17 protein-coding genes are annotated in these 18,743 nt (G+C 62.1%); 10 read left to right on the plus strand and 7 right to left on the minus strand.

The genetic code is table 11. The features are described from left to right. From sapD to KHQ24_RS07470, 5 genes are all read right to left on the minus strand, one after another. Nucleotides 1–993 (minus strand): putrescine export ABC transporter ATP-binding protein SapD, encoded by a 993-nt coding sequence (gene sapD, locus KHQ24_RS07450; protein ID WP_211777201.1) that lies wholly within the window; start codon nt 991–993, stop codon nt 1–3. Then, nucleotides 993–1,883 carry a putrescine export ABC transporter permease SapC gene (sapC, locus tag KHQ24_RS07455; RefSeq protein WP_004151901.1) on the minus strand — a complete coding sequence of 297 codons (891 nt, stop codon included), beginning with the start codon at nt 1,881–1,883 and terminating at the stop codon, nt 993–995. The genes sapD and sapC overlap by 1 nt, the downstream gene beginning before the upstream one ends. Then, nucleotides 1,870–2,835 (minus strand): putrescine export ABC transporter permease SapB, encoded by a 966-nt coding sequence (gene sapB / locus KHQ24_RS07460; RefSeq protein WP_017900865.1) that lies wholly within the window; start codon nt 2,833–2,835, stop codon nt 1,870–1,872. The genes sapC and sapB overlap by 14 nt, the downstream gene beginning before the upstream one ends. Next, nucleotides 2,832–4,475 carry an ABC transporter substrate-binding protein SapA gene (gene sapA, locus KHQ24_RS07465; RefSeq protein ID WP_023318043.1) on the minus strand — a complete coding sequence of 548 codons (1,644 nt, stop codon included), beginning with the start codon at nt 4,473–4,475 and terminating at the stop codon, nt 2,832–2,834. The genes sapB and sapA overlap by 4 nt, the downstream gene beginning before the upstream one ends. A 334-nt stretch (nt 4,476–4,809) precedes the next feature. Beyond that, nucleotides 4,810–5,718 carry an SDR family oxidoreductase gene (locus tag KHQ24_RS07470; RefSeq protein WP_180241823.1) on the minus strand — a complete coding sequence of 303 codons (909 nt, stop codon included), beginning with the start codon at nt 5,716–5,718 and terminating at the stop codon, nt 4,810–4,812. 107 nt (nt 5,719–5,825) lie between these two features. On the opposite strand from KHQ24_RS07470, the gene KHQ24_RS07475 reads away from it, so the two are divergent. Next, nucleotides 5,826–6,668, plus strand: coding sequence for a helix-turn-helix transcriptional regulator (locus tag KHQ24_RS07475; protein WP_065697052.1), 843 nt, complete (start codon nt 5,826–5,828; stop codon nt 6,666–6,668). On the opposite strand, the gene KHQ24_RS07480 is transcribed toward KHQ24_RS07475, so the two are convergent. Continuing rightward, nucleotides 6,635–8,956 (minus strand): helix-turn-helix domain-containing protein, encoded by a 2,322-nt coding sequence (locus KHQ24_RS07480; RefSeq protein ID WP_064187332.1) that lies wholly within the window; start codon nt 8,954–8,956, stop codon nt 6,635–6,637. The two genes, KHQ24_RS07475 and KHQ24_RS07480, sit on opposite strands and share 34 nt — an antisense overlap. 171 nt (nt 8,957–9,127) lie before the next feature. On the opposite strand from KHQ24_RS07480, the gene KHQ24_RS07485 reads away from it, so the two are divergent. Both KHQ24_RS07485 and KHQ24_RS07490 read left to right on the plus strand, forming a co-directional pair. Next, nucleotides 9,128–10,297, plus strand: coding sequence for a M20 aminoacylase family protein (locus KHQ24_RS07485; RefSeq protein ID WP_154040930.1), 1,170 nt, complete (start codon nt 9,128–9,130; stop codon nt 10,295–10,297). A 25-nt stretch (nt 10,298–10,322) separates the two neighbouring features. Continuing rightward, entirely contained in the window at nt 10,323–11,714 is a 1,392-nt protein-coding gene (locus KHQ24_RS07490; RefSeq protein ID WP_211777202.1) for an MFS transporter, read from the plus strand. Here the strand turns inward: KHQ24_RS07490 and pspF are convergent. Beyond that, complete coding sequence (gene pspF, locus KHQ24_RS07495) at nt 11,705–12,694, minus strand: phage shock protein operon transcriptional activator (RefSeq protein ID WP_074195238.1); 990 nt, start codon at nt 12,692–12,694, stop codon at nt 11,705–11,707. The genes KHQ24_RS07490 and pspF overlap by 10 nt on opposite strands. 152 nt (nt 12,695–12,846) lie before the next feature. Here pspF and pspA point away from each other — a divergent pair, with 152 nt between their 5' ends. From pspA to tyrR, 7 genes are all read left to right on the plus strand, one after another. Beyond that, nucleotides 12,847–13,515, plus strand: coding sequence for a phage shock protein PspA (gene pspA, locus KHQ24_RS07500; protein ID WP_180241825.1), 669 nt, complete (start codon nt 12,847–12,849; stop codon nt 13,513–13,515). Nucleotides 13,516–13,570: 55 nt separating this feature from the next. Beyond that, nucleotides 13,571–13,795, plus strand: a complete 225-nt coding sequence (gene pspB / locus KHQ24_RS07505) for an envelope stress response membrane protein PspB (protein WP_002901911.1) — start codon at nt 13,571–13,573, stop codon at nt 13,793–13,795. After that, nucleotides 13,795–14,154 (plus strand): envelope stress response membrane protein PspC, encoded by a 360-nt coding sequence (gene pspC / locus KHQ24_RS07510; protein WP_004203911.1) that lies wholly within the window; start codon nt 13,795–13,797, stop codon nt 14,152–14,154. Before pspB ends, pspC begins: the two co-directional genes overlap by 1 nt. A 28-nt stretch (nt 14,155–14,182) precedes the next feature. After that, a complete protein-coding gene (pspD, locus tag KHQ24_RS07515; protein ID WP_002901915.1) occupies nt 14,183–14,401 on the plus strand; it encodes a phage shock protein PspD in 219 nt (72 codons plus the stop codon). Nucleotides 14,402–14,503: 102 nt separating this feature from the next. Beyond that, nucleotides 14,504–15,901 (plus strand): YcjX family protein, encoded by a 1,398-nt coding sequence (locus KHQ24_RS07520; protein ID WP_017900791.1) that lies wholly within the window; start codon nt 14,504–14,506, stop codon nt 15,899–15,901. After that, on the plus strand, nt 15,898–16,959 hold the full coding sequence (locus tag KHQ24_RS07525; protein ID WP_017900790.1) for a YcjF family protein: 1,062 nt from the start codon (nt 15,898–15,900) through the stop codon (nt 16,957–16,959). The genes KHQ24_RS07520 and KHQ24_RS07525 overlap by 4 nt, the downstream gene beginning before the upstream one ends. Before the next feature lie 227 nt (nt 16,960–17,186). Next, nucleotides 17,187–18,728 (plus strand): transcriptional regulator TyrR, encoded by a 1,542-nt coding sequence (gene tyrR, locus KHQ24_RS07530; RefSeq protein ID WP_004203915.1) that lies wholly within the window; start codon nt 17,187–17,189, stop codon nt 18,726–18,728. Nucleotides 18,729–18,743 lie beyond the last annotated feature (15 nt).

Here is an 18,743-nt window from a genome sequence, read left to right on the forward strand (position 1 = left end):
TCACTCTTTCTCCATGTTCAGCGGGAAATGACAGGCGTACAGGTGATTGCGCACCCCGGTAAGACGCGGCGTTTCAATACACTCGCGCTGGGCGTACGGGCAGCGGGGCCCCAGCCGGCAGCCGATGGGCAGCTGCTCCAGCAGCGGGATCGCCCCCGGCAGGGTGTTGAGGCGGCTTTTATGCGGCATGGCGCTGCCAAAATCCGGGATAGCGCGGATTAACGCCTGGGTGTAGGGGTGATGCGGCAGGGTGATCAGCTCTTCGCTGGGCCCGCTCTCCACCGTCTGCCCGCAGTACATGACGTTGATTTTATCCGCCCATTTGCTGAGCATCTGCAGGTCGTGGCTGATCAGCAAAATGGTGGTGTTGTTGTTCTGGTTGAGCCGCGTCAGCAGGCGGATAATCTGCGCCTGAGTCGTTGGCTCCATGGCGTTGGTCGGCTCATCGGCGATCAGCAGGCGTGGCTGGTTGGCCAGGGCGATGGCAATCATCACCTTCTGGCACTCGCCTTCGGTCAGCTGATAGGGGAAGCTGCGCATGGCGTCTTTGTGATCTTTAATCCCGACGCGGTGCAACAGCTCGATGGCCCGCCGCTTGCGCCAGCCAAGTCGCTGCCACCAGCGCCCTTTGTAAGTCCAGCCGGGAATAATCTGGATCAGCTGCTGGCCGATGCGCTCAGAGGGATCGAGGCACGACTGCGGCTCCTGGAATATCATCGACACGTTGTGGCCGATCAGTTTTCGGCGTTCGCGGTTCGACAGCCGCAGCAGGTCGATGTCGTCGAAGCGCATGCGGTCGGCCGTGACCCGCCAGTTGTCCTTTGTCACGCCGCAGATAGCTTTGGCGATCAGGCTCTTTCCGGAGCCGGATTCCCCGACCAGACCACGGATTTCGCCTTCGGTCAGGGTCAGGCTGACGCGATCGACGGCTTTCACCCAGCCTTCGTTGGTTTTAAATTCGATGGTTAAGTGACGAATATCGAGTAACGGCATTATTCTACCCCGGCAATGATCGCCCGGCGAATACCGTCGCCCAGCAGGTTGACCAGCAGTACGCTGAGCATAATCGCGGCCCCGGGCAGCATCACGGTCCACGGCGCAACATAGATAAGCTCCAGCGCATCGCCCAGCATCGCTCCCCATTCCGGCGAAGGCAGCTGAGCGCCGAGGTCAAGAAAGCCCAGCGCGGCGATATCCAGAATAGCCATCGACAGGGCGCGGGTGATCTCGGTCACCAGGCCGGAGGCGATATTGGGCAGAATGGCGAACAACAGAATATTCAGCGTCGACGCCCCGTCGAGGCGGGCGGCGATGATGTACTCTTTCTCCAGCTCATCGTGGACCATGCTGTAGACGGAACGCACCATCCGCGGCAGCAGCGCCAGCCAGACGGCAAACATCGCATGGCTGAGGTGCGGCCCGGCAAAGGCGACGACGATGATGGCCAGCAGCAGCGAGGGGATGGAGAGCAGGGTATCGAGGATATGGTTCATCACCGCCGAGCGCAGGCCGTGGGTCGATCCGGCAATGACGCCCAGCACCAGGCCAAACAGCGTGGCGCCAAGGGTGACGACAAAAGCGCCGCCGACGGTCGGCGCCGCGCCGCTCAGCAGCCTGCTGAGCACATCGCGCCCCAGGTCATCGGTCCCGAGGAAGAAAGAGACTTCGCCATAGCGCGACCACGATGGCGGCAGCAGCTGGTAGCCGAGGAACTGCTGGTCGATGCCGTAGGGGGCGAACCAGCCGCCGAAGACGCAGAGCAGCAGCAGCCCCGCGCAGCCGTACAGGCCGATCATCGCCGTGGTGTCGCCATAGAATTTACGCCATACGGTGCGCAGCGCGCCGGGCGGACGCTTTTCCAGATAAACGCTATCGTAGGGCATACCATTCCTTATGTTTCAGTGGGTTAGCCATGGCACCGAGAATATCGGAAATCACGTTGACAATAATCACCAGCGCGCCAATCACCATTACTCCGGCGGAGATCGCCGCGTAGTCCTGCTGACGAATGGCGTTGATCAGCCAGCGGCCCAGTCCGGGCCAGCTGAACACCATCTCGGTGATCATCGCCAGGGTGAGCATGGTGGAAAACTGCAGGCCGAGGCGCGGGATCACCGGCGGCAGGGCGTTGTGCAGCACGTGGCGCAGTAGAATTTTGCGTCGCGACACGCCGCGGGTGGCGGCCGCCTTGACGTAGTTGGTGTCATAGACCTCGCTGGTGCTAATGCGCATCAGGCGGATCACTTCGGTAGTAGGGGCTACCGCCAGGGTCAGCACCGGCAGCACCATATGCCGGGCGGCGCTGACGATCATCTCATGGCGCCACGGTGAGTCCGAAAGCCAGGCGTCGATCAGCGCGAAACCGGTGACGTTTTTCACCTCATACAGCAGGTCGAAGCGGCCGGAGACCGGAAGCCAGCCGAGGGTCAGGGAGAAGAAGAGGGTCAGGAGCAGCGCGAGCCAGAAGACCGGGATCGAAAAACCGACCAGCGCAACGGCGCTGATCAGGGTATCGGGCCATTTGTTGCGCATCACACCGGCAATCATCCCCACCGGAATGCCAATCAGCAGGGCAAAGCCGAAGGCGAGGATGCACAGCTCCATGGTCGCCGGGAACACTTCGCGCAACTGCTCGGAAATCAGCTGGCCGTTGATGCTGGAGACGCCAAAATCCCAGTGTAGTACCCCTTCAAACCAGAACAGCCACGCATTCCACAGGGTCGCGCCCTGCAGCGGGGCATGTGGGGTGAAGTAGCTCAGGCTGAAGCCGACAAAGGTCAGAAAAAAGAGGGTGACCAACAGCAGCAGCAGACGGCGCAGGGTAAAAATAATCATGGTTTTTTCACCTCTTCGTTTTTCTCCCGCGATACGCCAGCAAAGGAAGCGTTACCGAAGGGGCTAAGCACCAGGCCTTTCATATCATAGCGATAGGCCTGCAACCGCAGCGACGAGGCCAGCGGCAGGACCGGCAGTTCACGGGCGAGGATGCGCTGGGCCTCTTTGTAAGCGTCCATCCGCGAGGAGAGCTGTTGCGAGAGCAGCGCTTTTTGCAGCACGTCATCAAATTCCCGATTACACCAGTGGGCAAAGTTGGTTTGCGAGGCAATCGCCGCGCAGCTCAGCAGCGGCCGGAAGAAGCTGTCCGGATCGTTACTGTCCGTCGCCCAGCCGGAGAGCGTCAGGTCATGGTTCATGTCCATCAGCCGCGCCTCCTGGAAGCGCCCCTCCACCGGCATGATGATTACTTTGACGCCAATCTGCGCCATATCCGCCTGGATCAGCTCGGCTGTTTTCAACGGGCTGGGGTTCCACGCCTGCGAGCTGGTGGGAACCCACAGCTTGAGGGTAAGATTTTCCAGCCCCAGCGCCTTCAGACGAGCACGAGCCTCCTGGGGATTATATTCGGTAATCTTAGCGTCGTTATCGTAGGCCCAGGAGGCGCGCGGCAGCATCGACGCCGCCGTCTCCGCGGTGCCGTAGTAGATGGATTGCATCAGGCGCTGGTTGTTGATGGCCAGCGCCAGCGCGTGGCGTACCTCCGGGTTGTCCAGCGGCGGCTTGGCGGTGTTGAAGGCCAGCCAGGCAATGTTCATCCCCGGACGCAGCGTCAGGCGCAGGCGCGGGTCGTCACGCAGGATCGTCAACTGGCTGGCGGCCGGCCAGGCCAGCACGTCGCATTCGCCGGTCAGCAGTTTTGACAGGCGGCCGGTACCGCCGGAGCCGAGGTCGACCACCACCTGCGGCATCAACGGTTTGCCGCGCCAGTACCCGGGGTGGCGCTGAAGGCGAACATACTGTCCGGAGCGGTACTCGGACAACTGGAACGGGCCGGTGCCCACCGGCTGGCGATCGAGCTGTTCCTGACGATCGTCCTGCGTTAAGCGGGCGGCATATTCGGCGGAGGTAATCGACGCATAGTGGGTGGCAAGATGCCAGAGGAATGAGGCATCCGGCCGCTTGAGGCGAAATTCCACGGTCTGATTATCGAGCTTGCGGACGCTTTCCACGCTGTCGGCAAACTGCAGGCTGTCGAAGTAGGGGAAGCTGCTGCCGTTGACGTTGTGCCAAGGGTGATCGCGGTTAAAGATGCGGCCAAAGGTAAAGATCACGTCATCGGCGTTGAAATCCCGCGTCGGGGAGAACCATGCCGTGCGTTGAAACGGGACGTGGCGACGCAGGTGAAAACGGTAGGTGGCGCCGTTATCAAGGACTTCCCAGCTCTCCGCCAGCTCGGGGACCAGCCGATAGGTATAAGGGTCGACGTCAAGCAGGCGATCGTAGATCTGCGCAGCCAGCGTATCGACGATCAGTCCGCTGCTCACTTTCTGCGGATTAAAGGTATTCACCTGGCCGCTGACGCAATAGACGAAACCGCTGTCGCGAATATCGGCGCGGTCGGGGAGCGCAGGGGCGGCAAAAGCCTGCCCACACAGCAGGGAAACCGCTGCCAGGAGAGATGACAATTTCAGGCGCATATTTTCTGTTTGATTATAGAGTTGAACTCTATCTTATTAAGATTCATAGACATTCACCACCGCCTTCAACAAGCCTGAGGGATAATGCGGTTACCGGGGGCGTATAGTATTCAGTCAATTGATTAAAATAGTCGCGGAACCGAGTCTGTATAATGAAACATGGTAACTTTTTATCGCCGATATCGCCAGTCAGCTCTGTTTGGCCGCGGTTGACCGGACGGTGGAAGCGACGCTAACGCCGAGGATAAATTCAGTATAGCGGGGAGAAAGCAGATGGTCCGACGGGCGGCTAACCCTACCCGTCGGGTGTAATAAAGGGGCGGAAGGTCTTCGTTTATTGTGACAACGTCACTTTTTGGTAATCCATATTCCGTAAATCCTCCAGCAGCCCGGGGCCGACCGGCTGCCACTGCAATCGCTCGCGGGTCCATGCCGAGCTGGCGCGCAGCTCAAGGGCGGTAAAGGGGGCAAACCAGCCGAACCAGGCGTCGGCCTGCGTCTCATCCAACTGGGTCAGCGGCAGATTTAAACCCCGGGCGATGACTGCGGCGATCTCTCGTAACGCGATCCCCTCTTCAGCCACCGCATGGTAGCGTTCGCCCGCAGCGCCCTGCAGCAGGGCGCTGACGTACAGGCGCGCGACGTCATCGACATGGGCGGCGGACCAGCGGTTGTTCCCCTCGCCGCGCAAGGCCACCGCGCCGCTGGCGACCGCGCGCTCGATATAGCAGGTCAGCAGCCCCTGGCGCACGGTGTCATGCACCTGCGGCAGGCGAACCACCCGGACGTCCACTCCCGCCTCCAGCAGCTGCTGGCCGGCGAGCTCTGAAGCGGTGCGCGGGCTGGGGTGCGCTGCGTTAAAGCACGACTCGCGGGCCGGGGCGCCGCTCCCGTCGTCGCCCATCAGCGTGCCGGAGGTGATGACCAGCGGCCGCTCGCTGCCGCGCAGCGCCTGGCCCATGGTCAGGATCGCCTGGCGGTCTTTCTCGCAGTTGTCGGCAAAGCGGCTGAAGTCGTGGTCGAAAGCGGTATGGATCACCGCGTCGGCGCGCTCGACGCCCGCCAGCAGCGAATCGGGGGCATCCAGCGTGCCGCGATGCACCTCGACGCCTGCCGCTTCCAGGGCCTGCGCCGTAGCGTTGCTGCGCGCGAGGCCGATAACCTGATGACCCGACGCCTGCAGCGCCGGAAGAATACGCGAGCCGATAAATCCGCTCGCGCCGGTAAGAAATATACGCATCATGAACCTCCTGAACGGGTTTACAGGCGTATCCTACCCACGATGTCATACTATAAAAGTAGAGACATTATCGGGGTATAAATTCTAACAGGCAGACTCACAGGCAGATGATGAACACTTTTGACAATCATGCTTTAGGTGATTTTCTCCGCGCCAGGCGTCAGCGTCTCGACCCGGCGACGTTTGGCTTCCCGGCGGGACGCCGGCGCACGCCGGGCCTGCGTCGTGAAGAGGTCGCCCAGCTCGCCAGCATCAGCCCGACCTGGTATACCTGGCTTGAACAGGGCCGCGGCGGGGCGCCTTCCCGCGAGGTGCTGGAGCGGATCGCCCGCGGTCTGCGGCTGACCACCCCGGAGCGCGAACATCTGTTTATTCTTGCCTTCGGCCATCCGCCGCAGACCCGTTTGACGGTCACGGATGATATGACGCCGCGGCTGCAGCGGGTGCTTGACGCCTTCACCATTCCGGCGATTATCCGTACCGCCAGCTGGGACGTGATCGCCTGGAACGCGGCGGCGGCCAGGGTGCTGACCGACTACGGCCAGCTGCCGCTGGCGGAGCGCAACGTGCTGCGCCGCCTGTTTACCCGGCCTGAGGCCCGCTGCACCCTGGAGGACTGGCAGACGGTTGGGCAGCTTATCGTTAACGCCTTCCGCGCCGACGTCACGCGGATGGGCGCCACAAAAGAAACTGACCAGCTGATCGCGGAGCTCAGCCAGCAAAGCGTCGAGTTCGCCCGTTTCTGGCAAAGCCATGACGTCGCCGGCCACGGCGAAGGCTATAAGCGCATTAACCACCCGCAGATGGGCCCGCTCGATCTGGAGTTCACCTCTTTTGCCGTGGAAGGCCGCCCCGATCTGTCGCTGCTGGTTTTCAACCCGGCGACGACGGAGAGCCAGCGCAAAATTCACGGTTTGCTTCAGGCGTCAGGATCCTCGCCGGGGGAGAGCTGAGGGGTAAATTCGTACAGCGCCAGGGCGTTGCTCTCCAGCGAGTCGACCCGCAGCCAGTGGCCATCGAGCCGGGCCTCCTCCACGCTGAGCGCCGGACGAGCCTGATGCATCAGCCACTGATAATCTTCGGCGTCGGGGCCGCTGCGGCTGCGAAAGGCGTCCACCAGCGGGAACAGCGCGCCGTGGTGCTGATCGAACAGGTGCTGTTTGACGCGCCAGCGGCCCTTGAGCCCCTGCAGCCGCACACTGTACGGCTGGCTGAAGCGTTGAATAAAAGCCGCTTCGCTGGAGAGCCATGGGTTGTAGACCACCGTATTGCGCAGCAGTAGCTGGTAGTGCCCCTGATGATGGAGCAGCAGCAGGTTTTTGTCGTGGAACAGGATCTCGCCGCGCAGCCGTCGCCAGAGCCACAGCACCCAGTAAACCGGGCGCGGCAGCCCGTGCAGATAGTGCAGCGCCAGGCTTGATGTATCCAGCTTGCCGTTGGCGCGGGCTTCGCCCTGAAGGCCGGAATTTAACCAGAAGCCCGCCAGCCAGACCTGGTCAGCGACCCCCAGCAGATTATCCATCAACAGCGCGCCGCGAAAAAAGCGCCCGTTAGTGTCCCGCGTATCGCCGGTCAGCGTATTCCACGAGAGCAGCCATAGCGGCAGGTTGAGCTGCCGTTGACGCAGGGCGCTGTGGATCTGCCGCAGCTTATGCGCCGGATAGTGCTCGCTGGAGGCCAGACTGCTGCTGTCCGCCTGGGCCAGATCGAGCTGTTCGTTGGCATCCGCCTGGCAGGCGAGAAAATCGGCTTCCGCCAGCAGCGGCGAGTGGAACAGGGGATCGTCCCCGGGCGCGCTGGCGGCAAAGCGGTGCCAGATCCCCAGCTGCGGCTGGGGCAGAAGACGGTGAAGAACCTCGCGCTGCTGCCGCCAGGCGGCCTGGCGAGCCGCTTCGCTCGCCTGCGGCGACCAGTGCCAGACAAAGCGCCAACTGCTGAGCGTCGCCGGCGGAAAATGGTTGGCAGCGAGTTGCAGGAAGCGCTGCAGCAGGTCGCTGCGAGTGGTGACCCCGGTATGCAGGATCACCTGCCAGCCCATCACCGCCAGCCAGCTGAAGATCTGCTGCAGGTTGTACCAGCAGGCGTAGCCAGCCATCTGCGGATCGTCCCAGCCGGTGCCGAACAGGCGGCTGCTGAGAAAGGCGTCGTTGATATCGATGGCATACACAGGCAGGACGCGGTGCAACTGCTCCAGCTCGCGGCGCACGTCCTCCCGCAGCAGATCGTCCAGCTCGCGCACGGTCACTACCATCCGGGTATGGCGCAGCACTGCGGCGCGCGCCGGTCGCTGGTGCAGGTTGATCTCCCGGGTTTGCGGCGGATTGATCAGCAGCGGCTGGCTCTCCCTGTCGGGTGGTTCGGGCTCATTAAGGCGGGCGTAGAGCCGGTCCACGGCCACCGGCTGCCAGCGATCTCCCTGCGGCGGGCGCGGTCGGCCAGGCTCCCGGGGGGACTGCTCGCGATACTGGCGCGGCGTCACGCCATGGTGGCGCTTAAACAGATCGCTCATCATTCGCGTGCTGGCGAACCCCTGTTCGCGGGCAATTTGCTGAACGGGTTTGCGGGTGGTTAACAGCTGGTCGGCGGCGTGGCGCAGGCGCAGCGCGGTGAGGTACTGAACAAAACTGACCCCTACCTCCTTGTGAAACAGGCGTGACAGCCAGGCCTCGGAGACAAACTCTGCGGCCGCCACCTCCTGTAAAGAGAGACGGCGCTGATAGTTGGCGTCGATCCGCGCCACCACGCTGGCTATCCTCCGGCTCCATTTTTCTGAATCGCGCCGCGGCGTGGAGACGATGGGCTGGCTGAAGCGCGTGGCCAGCAGCAGCGCTATCTCGCTCAACCAGCGGTTGGCCTCCAGCCGGTAATGGCCGGGATGATTGACCAGGCCGCTCACCAGCAGCTGGCGCATCAGGCGGCGCAGGCCGTCATCGGCATCCCGGGTGCGCGGCGATATCTGGTAGTCGACGGCAAAAAAAGTGGTGTCGAGGCGGGCCAGCCAGCTGGCGGCGAGGGTCAGGATCATCACCGCGTTGCCCCCGGCGCTGCGCAGGCTCCAGCGACGGTTGCGGTTAACGATCGCCAGCCCGTCGACGGTAAGATGCTGCGGCGCACCTTCCGCCTCCGTTAGATTTACGCTCCCCTCCAGCACCCACAGCAGCGTCAGCAGATCGCTTTCCGGCTGGCTCAGCTGACGCACATCGCGCACGGTGACGCTAAAGTCGCCTGAATGCTGCTCCACATGGCTCTCCTCTGTCGACAAAAAGCAACCGGTTGTTTTTTGTCATAACCGATATGTATGAAAAACACTCATTGATTTCTCGTCAATATAAAACAAAAAACCGCGCCTGAAAGCTGTTTCACCCGCATAAACTCGAAAGTGTCGTGCAAACACAACACAGGAATAAAAAAAATGACACATCCGTTGCTTGAAGCCTTGCAGGTCAACGAGGCGCAATTTATTGCCTTACGTCGCCGGTTCCACCAGCAGCCGGAGATCGGCTTTGAAGAGCATCAGACCAGCAGCGAGGTCGCCCGACTGCTTGGCGAGTGGGGATACGAGGTTCACCGCGGCCTGGCGGGCACCGGAGTGGTGGGCACGCTGCGCGTCGGCCACGGAAAAAAACGCCTCGGCCTGCGGGCCGATATGGATGCGCTGCCGATGCAGGAGCGGAGCGGGAAGCCGTGGGCAAGCCAGGTCGAAGGGCGCTTTCACGGCTGCGGCCATGACGGGCACACCACCACGCTGCTCTACGCGGCTGAATATCTGGCGCGCACACGCCAGTTTAACGGGACGCTGCAGCTGATTTTCCAGCCCGCGGAAGAGTTACTGTACGGTGGGCGGGTAATGGTCGAGGACGGTCTGTTTGACCAGTTTCCCTGCGACGCCATCTTCGGCCTGCACAATATGCCGGGTCAGCCGCTGGGTAAAATCGGCCTGCGCGACGGGGCGATGATGGCCTCCTCCGATACGCTGCATATTGAAGTGAAGGGCGTTGGCGGCCACGGCGCGGTGCCGGAGCATACGGTGGATGCCACGCTGGTGGCCTGCCATATTACCCTCGCGCTGCAGTCCATCGTCTCGCGCAATATCACCCCGTTTGAGCCGGCGGTGGTAACCGTCGGCAGCATCCAGGCCGGACATGCGCCCAATATCATTAACGATCACGTGCTGATGAAGCTCACGGTGCGCACCCTCAATGAGCAGGTACGTAAGACCGTGCTGCAGCGGATCCATGACATTGCCGTGGCCCAGGCGGAGAGCTTCAACGCCACGGCCACGCTGACCCACGTCAACGGCAGCCCGGTATTGCGTAACGATCCGGCGGCAAACGCTATGGTGCGGGAGGTGGCGACAGCGCTGTTTGGCGCAGAGCAGGTGGGCGAGGTGAAGCCGTTTATGGGCAGTGAAGATTTCGCTTTCATGCTGGAGCAGCACCCCCACGGCAGTTATTTCACTATCGGCGCTGGCGACGAGCCGGATCGCTGCATGGTGCATAACCCGGGCTATGACTTCAACGACGCGCTGTTGCTAAGCGGGGCGGCGCTGTGGTGCGGCCTGACGGAACACTATCTGCGTTAATCACCGGAAACGGGAGGACCATGCAATGAGCACTGTCACCGTAAGCGACACCCCCTTTGTCGGCAGCGATCGTCTGCTGGTAGGGATTGTGCTGAGCGTTTTAACCTTCTGGCTGTTTGCCCAGTCGGTGATTAACGTCGTGCCGGCGATGAAAAGCAGTCTTGATATTTCCCTTGAGACCCTAACCCTGGCCGTCAGCCTCAGCGCGCTGTTCAGCGGCTGTTTCGTGGTGGCCAGCGGCGGTCTGGCGGACAAGTTTGGCCGCATGCGGATGACCGCCCTCGGACTGGGGCTGAGCATCATCGGCAGCGCCATGCTGGTACTGGCCCAGGGGCCGGGGCTGTTCCTCGCCGGCCGGGTGCTGCAGGGAGTGTCGGCGGCGTGCATTATGCCGGCGACGCTGGCGCTGATTAAGACCTGGTACCAGGGACGCGCGCGTCAGCGGGCGGTCAGCTTCTGGGTCATCGGCTCGTGGGGCGGCAGCGGCCTGTGCTCTTTCGTTGGCGGAGCTATCGCCACCGGCCTGGGCTGGCGCTGGATCTTCGTCTTCTCCATTGCCGTCGCTCTGCTGGCGCTGTTTTTGCTGCGCGGCACGCCGGAGAGCCGCAGCGCCAGCGCCAGCCAGCATAAGCTGGACGTTGGTGGCCTGCTGAGCCTGATCGTCGGGCTGGTGCTGGTGAATCTGTTTATCAGCAAAGGCCACGGCTGGGGTTGGGCCAGTCCGCTGTCGTTGAGCATGCTGGCGGGGGCGCTGATCGCTGGCGCGGTGTTTATTCGCAGCGGGCTGCGCAAAGGCGAGGCGGCGCTGATCGATTTTGCGCTGTTTCGCAACCGGGCCTACGGTGCGGCGGTACTATCGAACTTTCTGCTCAACGGGGCGATTGGCACCATGATGATCGCCAGCATCTGGCTACAGCAAGGGCACCACCTGACGCCGCTGGAGAGCGGAATGATGACCCTCGGCTATCTGGTCACCGTCCTGGCGATGATCCGGGTCGGCGAGAAGCTGCTGCAGCGCTATGGCGCCCGGCTGCCGATGATGGCCGGCCCGGTGCTGACCGCCATCGCCATCGGCCTGATATCCTGCACCTTCCTCGATAAAGCGCTGTATATCGGCGTGGTATTCGCCAGCAACGTGCTGTTCGGCCTCGGCCTGGGCTGCTACGCCACGCCGTCAACGGATACGGCGGTGGCCAACGCGCCGGAGAACAAAATTGGCGTCGCCTCGGGGATCTACAAGATGGGCAGCTCGCTGGGCGGGGCGATGGGCATTGCCGTGACGGCGTCACTTTTCGCGCTGTTTTTGCCGCTGGGCATGGCCCATGCCGCCCAGTATGCCCTGTGGTTCAACGCCGCCTTATGCCTGGGGGCGATGGCGGTGAGCGCGCTGCTGCTGCCGCGCACTTCTCACAGCTGATGCTTTTTCAGCAGCGCGCGGAGCTGGTGATAGGTTAACCCCAGCAGCTCCGCCGCCTGCTTCTGATGATACTTCGCCTGCTGCAGACTCCGCTGCAGCAGGCGTTTTTCCTGCTGTAGCTGAAAATCGCGCAGATCCAGCGGCAGGGCGGGCAGCTCGTCCCCGGACACGGTCTCCGGCTCGGAGGCGGCGGTCTGACGGAAAGGGTTGAGGATAATGGCGTCCAGCTCGTGCTCGCTGTCTCCGTGGCGATAGACCGAGCGCTCGACGACGTTCTTCAGTTCACGAATATTCCCCGGCCAGCGGTAGCCGAGCAGCGTGGCGGTGGCACGTTCGCTGAATCCGGGAAACAGCGGCAGGCCGAGCTCACGGCACATCTGAATGGCAAACTGGTTGGCGAGCAGCATGATATCGCTCTGCCGTTCGCGCAGCGGCGGGAGCTGCACCACGTCGAAGGCCAGACGGTCGAGCAGGTCGGCGCGAAAGTGGCCTTCCTCCACCATGCGCGGCAGGTCAGCGTTGGTGGCGCACACCAACCGGACGTTAACCTGCAGCGGCTGGCTGCCGCCCACGCGCTCCAGCTCGCCATATTCAATCACTCTTAACAGCTTCTCCTGCACCAGCATCGGGGCTGTCGCCAGCTCATCGAGAAACAGCGTCCCGCCGTCGGCGCGCTCGAAGCGCCCGGGATGGCGCTTGCTGGCGCCGGTGAAGGCCCCGGCTTCGTGGCCAAACAGCTCCGAATCGAGCAGGTTATCATTCAGCGCCGCGCAGTTCAGCGAGATAAACGGCCCCTGCCAGCGGGCGGAGAGGTAGTGCAGACGGTTGGCGATAAGCTCTTTCCCGGTACCGCGCTCGCCGATGACCAGCACCGGCTTATCCAGCGGAGCCAGTCGGGAAACCTGTTCCAGCACCTCGAGAAAGCTGTTGGCCTCGCCCAGCAGATTATCCTTGTACTGCGCCATGATGAATTTCGCCATTAAATAGTGGGATTAACCAGGTGACTGTAGCAATGCCCTGCGCAATTCGCAACCACTCTGTTTAAAATCAATAAGATAAAAAGTTGGCACGCCATTTGTATTAGCTAACCCACAGGTGAATGCCTGCAACCAGAACTATGAGGACTGAAATTATGGGTATTTTTTCTCGTTTTGCCGACATCGTGAACGCCAACATCAACTCCCTGCTGGAGAAAGCGGAGGACCCGCAAAAGCTGGTGCGTCTGATGATCCAGGAGATGGAAGACACGCTGGTTGAGGTACGTTCCACGTCGGCCCGCGCGTTGGCCGAAAAGAAACAGCTGACCCGTCGTATTGAGCAGGCGGTCGCCCAGCAGGCGGAATGGCAGGAAAAGGCCGAGCTGGCCCTGCGCAAAGAGAAAGAGGATCTTGCCCGGGCGGCGCTGATCGAAAAACAGAAGCTGACCGACCTTATTGCTCAGCTGGACCACGAAGTGCAGCTGGTGGATGAAACGCTGGCGCGGATGAAGAAAGAGATTGGCGAGCTGGAGAACAAACTCAGCGAAACCCGCGCTCGTCAGCAGGCGCTGGCGCTGCGTCATCAGGCGGCGAGTTCGTCGCGCGATGTGCGTCGCCAGCTGGACAGCGGTAAACTGGATGAGGCGATGGCCCGCTTTGAATCCTTTGAGCGTCGCATCGATCAGATGGAAGCGGAAGCGGAGATCCACCGCTTTGGCAAGCAGCAGACGCTGGATCAGCAGTTTGCCGAACTGAAAGCGGACGATGAAATCAGCGAGCAGCTGGCGGCGTTGAAAGCCAAAATGAATCAGTCCAACCAGTAAGTACGATTGCGCGGCGCGGCGTTGCGCCGCGGCTCACCCCCTGTAAGGAGTACACATGAGCATGCTTTTTCTCGCCATTCCGCTGACGCTGTTTGTGCTGTTTGTTCTGCCGGTCTGGCTGTGGCTGCACTACAACAATCGCGGCGCCAACGGCAGTCTGACGCAAAATGAGCAGCAACGGCTGCTGCAGTTGACCGATGACGCGAAGCGGATGCGCGAGCGCATTCAGGCGCTGGAAGCGATCCTGGATGCCGAACATCCGAACTGGAGAGACAAATAATGGCTGGACTGGATCTGAATAAAAAACTGTGGCGTATTCCGCAGCGCGGGATGGTGAAGGGCGTCTGCGCGGGCATTGCTCAGCATCTTGACGTCCCGGTGAAGCTGGTGCGCCTGATTACCGTGCTGGCGATGATTTTTGGCCTCTTTTTCTTCGTCCTGGTGGCCTACATCATTCTGACCTTCGCCCTGGACCCGATGCCGGACAGTGAGCTGTACGGCCATAAAGCGCCGAGCAATGGCGATCTGTTGGCCGCCGTGGATGCCGAACTGGCCTCCGGCGAACAGCGTCTGCGTGAGATGGAACGGTACGTCACCTCCGACACCTTTACGCTGCGCAGCCGCTTTCGTCAGCTGTAAACCCTGTTGTTAACGAGTGAGGCAACGCATGAATAGCAAATGGCAACGCGCCGGGCAGCAGGTGAAGCCCGGTCTGAAAATCGTCGGTAAGCTGGCGCTGCTGACCGCGCTGCGTTATGGCCCGGCGGGCGTTGCCGGCTGGGCGGTCAAATCGGTCGCGCGGCGGCCGCTGAAAATGCTGCTGGCGGTGGCGCTGGAGCCGCTGCTCAGCCGGCTGGCCAACCGCGTCACGCGCGGGATGAAATAACGCCGCCGTGGGGAAGGCGCAAAAGGATTAACGTTGTCCTGCTTATTCCCGGCGGATAGCTTATGATGACGAGACACACCTTCAGGGCATAACGGACTGGCGATGAAGCGACTGAAAACTGAACTGAATGCGCTGGTCAACCGCGGGGTTGACCGGCATTTACGCCTGGCGGTGACCGGCCTGAGCCGCAGCGGCAAAACGGCGTTTATCACCGCGCTGGTCAACCAACTGCTAAATATTCACACCGGCGCCCGCCTGCCGCTGCTGAGCGCCGCGCGCGAAGAGCGACTGCTTGGGGTCAAGCGCGTGCCGCAGCGGGACTTCGGCATTCCGCGATTCACCTACGATGAAGGGCTGGCCCAGCTGTACGGCCAGCCGCCCATGTGGCCAACCCCGACGCGCGGCGTGAGCGAGATCCGTCTCGCGCTGCGCTACCGTTCCAATGACTCCCTGCTGCGCCACTTTAAAGACACCTCCACGCTGTATCTGGAGATTGTCGACTATCCGGGGGAGTGGCTGCTCGATTTACCGATGCTGGCGCAGGATTATCTGAGCTGGTCGCGGCAGATGACCGGACTCCTGCAGGGACAGCGTGCAGAGTGGTCGGCCCGCTGGCGGCAGCTCTGCGCCGGGCTGGATCCGCTGGCTCCTGCCGACGAGGCCCGTCTGGCCGACATCGCCGCCGCCTGGACGGACTATCTGCACGCCTGTAAGCGCGAAGGGTTGCACTTTATCCAGCCCGGGCGCTTTGTCCTGCCCGGCGAAATGGCCGGCGCGCCGGCGCTACAGTTCTTCCCATGGCCAGACGTCGACGCCGTCGGCGAAGCCAAGCTGGCGCAAGCTGATAAACACAGCAACGCCGGCATGCTGCGCGAACGCTATAAGTACTACTGCGAAAAGGTAGTGAAGGGGTTCTACAAAGAGCACTTCCTGCGCTTCGACCGGCAGATTGTGCTGGTGGACTGCCTGCAGCCGCTCAACAGCGGGCCGCAGGCGTTTAACGATATGCGCCTGGCGCTGACCCAGCTGATGCAAAGTTTCCATTACGGGCAGCGCACCTTATTTCGCCGGCTGTTTTCGCCGGTCATCGACAAGCTGCTGTTCGCTGCCACCAAAGCCGACCACGTCACGGTGGATCAGCACAGCAATATGGTGTCGCTCCTGCAGCAGTTGATCCAGGATGCGTGGCAGAATGCCGCCTTCGAGGGGATCAGTATGGATTGTCTGGGGCTGGCGTCCATTCAGGCGACCCAGAGCGGGCTGATTGAGCTGAACGGCGAGAAAATTCCCGCCCTGCGCGGCAATCGGCTGAGCGACGGCCAGCCGTTGACCATCTATCCCGGCGAGGTGCCGGCGCGCCTGCCGGGCCAGGCCTTCTGGCAGCAGCAGGGCTTTCAGTTTGAAAACTTTCGTCCGCAGGTCATGGATGTCGATCGGCCCTTGCCGCACATTCGCCTCGACGCGGCGCTGGAATTTTTGATTGGAGATAAACTGCGATGAGCGAACCGTTAAAACCGCGGATTGATTTTGATGGCCCGCTGCAGGCGGAAAAAACGCCGCCGCTGAAAAGCGCTCGCGCCTTCGACCGACTGGAAGCCGATAACTTCGCGCCGGCGCGTCTGGTGACCGGCGAAGAGGAAGAGGGGGCGGCAGAGGCGGTGGTGGAGTCAGTGCTGCGGCCGAAACGCAGTCTGTGGCGGCGGATGGTCAGCGCTGGCCTGGCGATCTTCGGCGTCAGCGTCGTGGCGCAAGGGGTGCAGTGGACCGCCAACGCCTGGCAGACCCAGGACTGGATTGCGCTGGGCGGCTGCGTCGCCGGGGCGCTGATCGTCGGCGCCGGCGTCGGATCGGTGGCCACCGAGTGGCGCCGCCTGTGGCGACTGCGCCAGCGCGCCCACGAACGCGATGAAGCCCGCGATATGCTGCACAGTCACGCGGTCGGTAAAGGGAAAGCCTTTTGTGAGAAGCTGGCGCAGCAGGCCGGGCTGGATCAGTCGCATCCGGCGCTGCAGCGCTGGTATGCCGCCATCCACGAAACGCAAAGCGACCGGGAAGTGGTCAGCCTCTATGCCCAACTGGTGCAGCCGGTGCTTGATGCTCAGGCGCGGCGGGAAATCAGCCGTTCGGCGGCGGAGTCGACGCTGATGATCGCCGTCAGCCCGCTGGCGCTGGTGGATATGGCGTTTATCGCCTGGCGCAATCTGCGGTTGATCAACCGGATTGCCACCCTGTACGGCATTGAGCTCGGGTATTACAGCCGCCTGCGCCTGTTTCGCCTGGTGCTGCTGAATATCGCTTTCGCCGGCGCCAGCGAACTGGTGCGCGAGGTGGGCATGGACTGGATGTCGCAGGATCTGGCGGCCCGGTTGTCGGCGCGCGCTGCGCAGGGCATCGGCGCCGGCCTGCTCACCGCCCGCCTCGGGATCAAGGCGATGGAGCTGTGCCGCCCACTGCCGTGGCTCGCCGATGATAAACCGCGGCTCGGCGATTTTCGTCGCGAGCTGATTGGCCAGCTGAAAGAAACCCTGCAGAAAAGCAAAACCAGTCCGGAGAAGTAACCTCCGCTCAGAGACATTGCCGGGCGGCGGCTTCGCCTTGCCCGGCCTTGAGGTTATGTTGAATCCCGGCTCGCCCTGGCGTCAATTTCACCACTGACCGCCTGACTTTACGGCGCAACGCCCATTTTTCCGCCATGCTGTCAATAATTGTTGACAGTTAGCTTCCCGAAAGTCCATTCCTGGCCTATTATTCTCCGGTCATTGGCACTTTTAGGGTGAACACTCCCATGCGTCTTGAAGTCTTTTGTGAAGACCGCCTCGGTCTGACTCGTGAATTGCTCGATTTGCTGGTGCTGCGCGGCATTGATCTGCGTGGTATCGATATTGACCCTATTGGCCGTATCTACCTCAATTTTGCCGAACTGGAGTTCGCCACCTTCAGCAGCCTGATGGCGGAGATCCGCCGTATCGCCGGCGTGACAGACGTGCGCACCGTGCCGTGGATGCCATCTGAGCGTGAACATCTTGCGCTCAGCGCGCTGCTGGTGGCGATGCCGGAGCCGGTGCTGTCGCTGGATACCAAAGGCAGGGTCGAACTGGCCAACCCCGCCAGCTGCCTGCTGTTTGGCCAAAGCCAGGCGAAGCTGCGCAACCATCCGGTGGCCCAGCTGATCGCCGATTTCAACGTCCAGCGCTGGCTGGAAAGTAGCCCGCAGGAGACGCATGCGGAGCATGTGGTGGTGAACGGGCAGAACTACCTGCTGGAAGTGACCCCGGTCTATCTGGAAGGGGAGCATAACGAGCGAGTGCTGACCGGCGCCGTGGCGATGCTGCGCTCAACCGTGCGCATGGGACGCCAACTGCAGACCATGACCAGCCAGGACACCAGCGCCTTCAGTCAGATCCTCGCGGTGGGGCCGAAAATGCGCCACGTGGTGGAGCAAGCGCGCAAGCTGGCGATGCTCAGCGCGCCGCTGTTGATTGTCGGCGATACGGGCACCGGCAAAGATCTGCTGGCGCATGCCTGCCATCTGGCCAGCCCGCGGGCGGGCAAACCCTATCTGGCGCTTAACTGTGGCTCCATTCCCGAGGACGCGGTCGAGAGCGAACTGTTCGGCGACGCCCTGCAGGGCAAAAAAGGCTTCTTCGAGCAGGCCAACGGCGGTTCGGTGCTGCTGGATGAAATTGGCGAGATGTCGCCGCGAATGCAGACCAAGCTGCTGCGCTTTCTCAACGACGGCACCTTCCGCCGCGTCGGCGAGGATCATGAAGTACACGTCGATGTGCGGGTGATCTGCGCGACGCAGAAAAACCTGGTCGAGCTGGTGCAGAAAGGGCTGTTCCGCGAAGATCTCTACTATCGCCTCAACGTCCTGACCCTGTATCTGCCGCCGCTGCGCGACTGCCCGCAGGACATTATGCCGCTGACGGAGCTGTTTGTTGCCCGCTTTGCTGATGAGCAGGGGATCCCGCGGCCGAAGCTCTCCGCCGACCTGAGTACGGTGCTTACCCGCTACAGCTGGCCCGGCAACGTTCGTCAGCTGAAGAATGCTGTCTATCGCGCGCTAACCCAGCTGGAAGGATTCGAACTGCGTCCGCAGGACATTCTGCTGCCGGACCACGACGTCGCCTCGCTGCCGGTGGGCGAGGAGGCCATGGAAGGGTCGCTGGACGACATTACCCGCCGTTTTGAGCGCTCGGTGCTGACCCAGCTCTATCGCAGCTACCCCAGCACCCGTAAGCTGGCGAAGCGGCTGGGGGTGTCGCATACCGCCATCGCTAATAAGCTGCGTGAATATGGTCTGAGTCAGAAAAAGGGCGACGAATAATCCCGCCAGGCCGGC

The sequence above is a fragment of the Klebsiella sp. 54 genome, from assembly GCF_018223875.1.
Lineage (GTDB): Bacteria > Pseudomonadota > Gammaproteobacteria > Enterobacterales > Enterobacteriaceae > Klebsiella > Klebsiella quasipneumoniae.

What these genes read in the sequence shown, in the direction of transcription:
- sapD (WP_211777201.1), bottom strand. Translation starts at nt 993, where the DNA reads ATGCCGTTACTCGATATTCGTCACTTAACCATCGAATTTAAAACCAAC.
- sapC (WP_004151901.1), bottom strand. Translation starts at nt 1,883, where the DNA reads ATGCCCTACGATAGCGTTTATCTGGAAAAGCGTCCGCCCGGCGCGCTG.
- sapB (WP_017900865.1), bottom strand. Translation starts at nt 2,835, where the DNA reads ATGATTATTTTTACCCTGCGCCGTCTGCTGCTGCTGTTGGTCACCCTC.
- sapA (WP_023318043.1), bottom strand. Translation starts at nt 4,475, where the DNA reads ATGCGCCTGAAATTGTCATCTCTCCTGGCAGCGGTTTCCCTGCTGTGT.
- KHQ24_RS07470 (WP_180241823.1), bottom strand. Translation starts at nt 5,718, where the DNA reads ATGATGCGTATATTTCTTACCGGCGCGAGCGGATTTATCGGCTCGCGT.
- KHQ24_RS07475 (WP_065697052.1), top strand. Translation starts at nt 5,826, where the DNA reads ATGAACACTTTTGACAATCATGCTTTAGGTGATTTTCTCCGCGCCAGG.
- KHQ24_RS07485 (WP_154040930.1), top strand. Translation starts at nt 9,128, where the DNA reads ATGACACATCCGTTGCTTGAAGCCTTGCAGGTCAACGAGGCGCAATTT.
- KHQ24_RS07490 (WP_211777202.1), top strand. Translation starts at nt 10,323, where the DNA reads ATGAGCACTGTCACCGTAAGCGACACCCCCTTTGTCGGCAGCGATCGT.
- pspF (WP_074195238.1), bottom strand. Translation starts at nt 12,694, where the DNA reads ATGGCGAAATTCATCATGGCGCAGTACAAGGATAATCTGCTGGGCGAG.
- pspA (WP_180241825.1), top strand. Translation starts at nt 12,847, where the DNA reads ATGGGTATTTTTTCTCGTTTTGCCGACATCGTGAACGCCAACATCAAC.
- pspB (WP_002901911.1), top strand. Translation starts at nt 13,571, where the DNA reads ATGAGCATGCTTTTTCTCGCCATTCCGCTGACGCTGTTTGTGCTGTTT.
- pspC (WP_004203911.1), top strand. Translation starts at nt 13,795, where the DNA reads ATGGCTGGACTGGATCTGAATAAAAAACTGTGGCGTATTCCGCAGCGC.
- pspD (WP_002901915.1), top strand. Translation starts at nt 14,183, where the DNA reads ATGAATAGCAAATGGCAACGCGCCGGGCAGCAGGTGAAGCCCGGTCTG.
- KHQ24_RS07520 (WP_017900791.1), top strand. Translation starts at nt 14,504, where the DNA reads ATGAAGCGACTGAAAACTGAACTGAATGCGCTGGTCAACCGCGGGGTT.
- KHQ24_RS07525 (WP_017900790.1), top strand. Translation starts at nt 15,898, where the DNA reads ATGAGCGAACCGTTAAAACCGCGGATTGATTTTGATGGCCCGCTGCAG.
- tyrR (WP_004203915.1), top strand. Translation starts at nt 17,187, where the DNA reads ATGCGTCTTGAAGTCTTTTGTGAAGACCGCCTCGGTCTGACTCGTGAA.